This is a genomic window from Komagataeibacter swingsii (genome assembly GCF_003207895.1).
Taxonomy (GTDB): Bacteria; Pseudomonadota; Alphaproteobacteria; order Acetobacterales; family Acetobacteraceae; genus Komagataeibacter; species Komagataeibacter swingsii.
Map to the genome: position 1 here is coordinate 1 of NZ_NKUB01000067.1, position 3,788 is coordinate 3,788.

Below are 3,788 nucleotides of genomic sequence, written 5' to 3' on the forward strand. Positions count from 1 at the left end.
CTGCCATGCCTGGAACCAGCTCGTCAATCAACCATGGCGCATCATGTCAATCGGACTGCGCAATTGGGCTCATGGGTTATAGCAATCAACGGTTGGTATTACAGAAGACCGCACACGATCACACGTCAATATGGGTCAGAAAACTCTTGCATAACGGACGGCAACCACAGAAGAAATCCGCGTCGAGGTTGATTTTTCCCTGCCGGCCTGTCGGGTTGTCCGCTGCCTGGAACAGGTTATGGAGTGGCGTGGCAGGCCAGAAGCCATCCGAATGGATAATGGCCCTGAATATGTCAGTCATACGTTGGTTTCATGGGCCGAAAAACAGGGGATTACCCTGATCTATACGCAACCGGGTAATCCGCAGCAGAACGCCTATATTGAACGCTACAACAGAACTGTCCGGCAGGAATGGCTGGAGCAGTATTTGTTTGAAAGCATTCAGGACGTGCAGGAGGTCGCAACACAATGGCTCTGGACATATAACCATGACAGACCCAACATGGGGAACAACGGGCTAACCCCCGCCCAGAAACTAAAAACAGATGCCTGAATTCTCATTCAATGCCCCACTAAAAATGGGGGGATTACCCTGCTCCGGGTCACCCAGTTGCAGATCAAAATCGCCACGGACAATATCGGCGTTGCAAAACACGCGGTGGATCTGACTAACAAGCTGTATCTGGAAGGCGTGGGGAACACCCTGCAGATTGCGCAGGCTCAGGCCGAGCTGGATACACAGATTGCAGCGCGTGAACCGCTGAAAACCCGTGTTTCTCAGATAACGCACGCTATTGCCGTGCTGCTGGGGCAGATGCCGGGCTCTCTGGAAGATGAACTGAAGGTGCCGCGGCCCCTGCCGACCGTGCCGGAATTCCCCGCGACCATGCCGTCTGTCGTGATTGCCAACCGCCCGGATATCCGTATGGCGGAACGGCAGTATGCACTGGCGACGGCGCAGATTGGCGTTGCTGTGGCCAACCTGTATCCGCACTTTGTTATTCCGTTGACCTTCAACCCCAACGCGTCGGCCATGTACCAGCTGTTTCAGGTGAATGCCATGAGCTGGCAGTTCCTGATGATGGCGAGCCTGCCGCTGATGCACGGTGGCAAGATGACGTCCGAAGTGCGGGCGGCTCAGGCCTCGGCGGAAGCAGCACGTTTGACCTATCGTCAGTCGGTGCTAAACGGCTTCAAGGAAGTTGAAGACGCCATGGCGGCCTGGCATGATGACATTGAATATGCCGAGCAACTGCATAAAGCGGCAGAAGATAGTGCCACGGCCAGTGAGCGGGCACGGCGGCTATATGGTGCTGGTCTGGTTGGCTTCCTGGAAGTGCTGACAACCGAGCGCACCACCCTGAATGCGCAGAACATGGAAGCTCTGGCGCGTCTGGAACGCCTGCGTGATGCTGTGAACCTTTACACGGCTCTGGGCGCGGGCTGGAAAGGTGTGGCGCTGACCAATTCCACCCTGCCAGTTTCCCTCGAAACACAAAACGTGCTAGCGCGGGCCTTCAAGCAATGATCTGAAAGGTCACATCATGAGCAAGTCTTCGTCTCCTTATGTGCGTCGGCTGCTCTGGATTGTGGCCTGTTTTGTGGGTGGTTTTGCGCTTTTGTGCGTGAGTGGCTGGGCGCTTGTCGTCAACGGCAGCACGCAGGACTCCGCGATGGTGACAGTCCTCCGCTGGCTGCCCGTTGCAACGGGTGCGATCACGGTAGCCGCGGGATTTTTCCTGCTGTCTCTGCCCGTGCCAGGAGACCCGGAAGACTTCTTTCTGCCGGATGACGCCGACGGCGAACTTGAGAGAACAGACGGGAAATAAAAAGAGGTTCAGCCCGTTATCAGAGCTGAACCCTTCTCGCCCTGACCGTCAGTGTGACCGTCAGGCTTTGACGGACAGAAAGTCAGCCAACGCTTCGTTAAACAGAAGCGGGGCCTGCAGGAAGGCGAAGTGGCTGGTCTCGGGCAGGATCATGTAAGAACTGTCCGGAATATGCGCCACCAGATATTCCAGATGGGCGCGATGAATCATCTCGTCCCGGTCCCCATCCACAACCCATGCGGGGCAGCGGATGGCGTTCAGGCGGTCTTCCGTGAATTCGGCATCATGCTCCCATTTCCACAGGCCCCAGACGGTTTTTGAAAAGACATCAAATTTATCCGGGGTCGGGGAAAGCTCGCGGTAGTCTTCTGTGGCGCGCTTTACAAAAGCGTTGACCACCTTATCTCCGCTACACGCCAGATTGAGGCCGGATGCGGACATATGCGGCCCGTAAGCAAAGATGCGTTTGATGCGATCCGGGTGTTCAGAGGCCAGAATAATGCTCTGCACACCGCCATCGCTCCACCCGACGAGACTGGCATTCGGAATTTCCAGATGGTTCATCAGGTGAATGATATCGTCTGCCATCTGAGCGTAGCTGAGGGGTTTATCCCCTAACGTGCTGCGGCCATGCCCGCGGCTATCCACGAGGATGACACGGTGCGTTTTGGCCAGATAAGCCGCCTGTATGCCCCAGTAGTCAGAGTTTGCCATGCCCCCATGCAGCATGATGATGACATCGTCCCCTGTGCCGCCTTCCGTATAATAGAGCGAGCATCCGTTAATGGGGGCGTGCTGTCCTTTAAAGGAGGCCAGAGGGGCCGGGGTGGCAGGCAGGGTCTGCCAGCGTTTTGTTAAATGCTCAGTCATATCGTCAGGCCTCGTAAAAGAGCATGTTGTGGGTATCTTGGTATAACAAGATACCCTGCGCCTTTAGATGGCCGTGTATGACGAGACTTGCAAATGTGTGAGGCGGGATGCTGTTTCCCCCGATCCCCCGCTTGTCTTTTGGTTTGAAAAGCGATAGACTGGGGAATTCGTTGTCAGGCAACAGGCCTTATTTTTTAGGCGTCCGAACGGCCGTTACTTCAATTTCAATCAGCCATCCGGGGTTGGCGAGCTGGGCCACGGCAAAGGCGGAGCGCACTGGCAGATTAGGCTGCTTTTCTGTGCCGAAATACTGGGTGTAGGCCTTCATCATGCCATCAAAATCCAGCTGCTTTGTGCGCGGGTCCGCCACCATATAGATGTGCATCTGCACAACATCACCCATGGTCAGGTTCAGCTTTTTCAGCTCGCCTTCAATGCGCTGGAGAGAGGCGAGTGTCTGGGCGCGGGTGTCGCCATAGGCCTCAAGGCTTTTGGGCGGCGCGGTTTTGTCCTGCACCGGAGCGCCCATGCCGCTCAGATAAATGGTGGTGGCCCCGGCGGGGACTTCCACCGCGGTGGAGATGGGGAATTTCCCCTCACCATGACGGATCACGCCGCCTTCAGCATGCGCCAGAGCAGGGAAGGCAGCCAGAGCCGTCAGGGCTGCGCGGGGATCAGGCTTTTAAAAAGGCGCACGTTATTCTGCCTCTACTGACAGATGGGGACGCATTTCAGACACGTCTTCTGGTTTCAGGGCATCAGTATAATGGTTCCCGAAATGTGTGCGAACGTAATTGACGACATCGGCTACCTGCTGGTCATTCAGCAGTCCGGCAAACCAGGGCATGCCGCCAAAGCCGTTCAGCACCACATAAGCAGGATACTCGGCACTTTTCAGTTTGGGATCACGACACGAAAGTGTATTTTACGTACGCTTGGAGTGAACACCTGTAGAACTGGCCACATTGAGGTTCACGCAACAAGTAGGGATGTCAATCGGCACTCAAAAATAACCCCTGATCGGCATGCAATATTAACCCCCTGTTGAAGGCCCGGCCTGTCTCCTGAAGCCGTAGGCGTAAGGAGACA

At 55.8% G+C, this 3,788-nt stretch carries 3 protein-coding genes and 3 pseudogenes; 3 read left to right on the forward strand and 3 right to left on the reverse strand.

The genetic code is table 11. The features are described 5' to 3' along the window. Positions 1–169: 169 nt before the first annotated feature. The 3 genes and pseudogenes from CFR76_RS17225 to CFR76_RS17235 all read left to right on the forward strand — a co-directional run. Positions 170–553 (forward strand): annotated as a pseudogene (locus tag CFR76_RS17225) (transposase); the annotation flags it as partial. Positions 554–592: 39 nt separating this feature from the next. After that, a pseudogene (locus CFR76_RS17230) lies at positions 593–1,528 on the forward strand (TolC family protein); the annotation flags it as partial. Between the two features lie 16 nt (positions 1,529–1,544). Continuing rightward, a complete protein-coding gene (locus tag CFR76_RS17235) occupies positions 1,545–1,829 on the forward strand; it encodes a hypothetical protein (RefSeq protein WP_039734207.1) in 285 nt (94 codons plus the stop codon). A gap of 60 nt (positions 1,830–1,889) precedes the next feature. On the opposite strand, the gene CFR76_RS17240 is transcribed toward CFR76_RS17235, so the two are convergent. From CFR76_RS17240 to CFR76_RS18605, 3 genes and pseudogenes are all read right to left on the reverse strand, one after another. Next, the gene (locus CFR76_RS17240) at positions 1,890–2,699 is read right to left on the reverse strand and encodes an alpha/beta fold hydrolase (protein WP_003631394.1); all 810 of its coding nucleotides are present in this window, start codon (positions 2,697–2,699) and stop codon (positions 1,890–1,892) included. A gap of 187 nt (positions 2,700–2,886) precedes the next feature. Beyond that, positions 2,887–3,360: a RidA family protein gene (locus CFR76_RS17245; protein WP_039734209.1), complete on the reverse strand. Its 474-nt coding sequence runs from the start codon at positions 3,358–3,360 to the stop codon at positions 2,887–2,889. 36 nt (positions 3,361–3,396) lie between these two features. Further along, positions 3,397–3,600, reverse strand: a pseudogene (locus CFR76_RS18605) (c-type cytochrome); the annotation flags it as partial. Positions 3,601–3,788: the final 188 nt, after the last annotated feature.

Coding starts and splice junctions, on each gene's coding strand:
- CFR76_RS17235 (WP_039734207.1), top strand. CDS start 1,545: ATGAGCAAGTCTTCGTCTCCTTATGTGCGTCGGCTGCTCTGGATTGTG.
- CFR76_RS17240 (WP_003631394.1), bottom strand. CDS start 2,699: ATGACTGAGCATTTAACAAAACGCTGGCAGACCCTGCCTGCCACCCCG.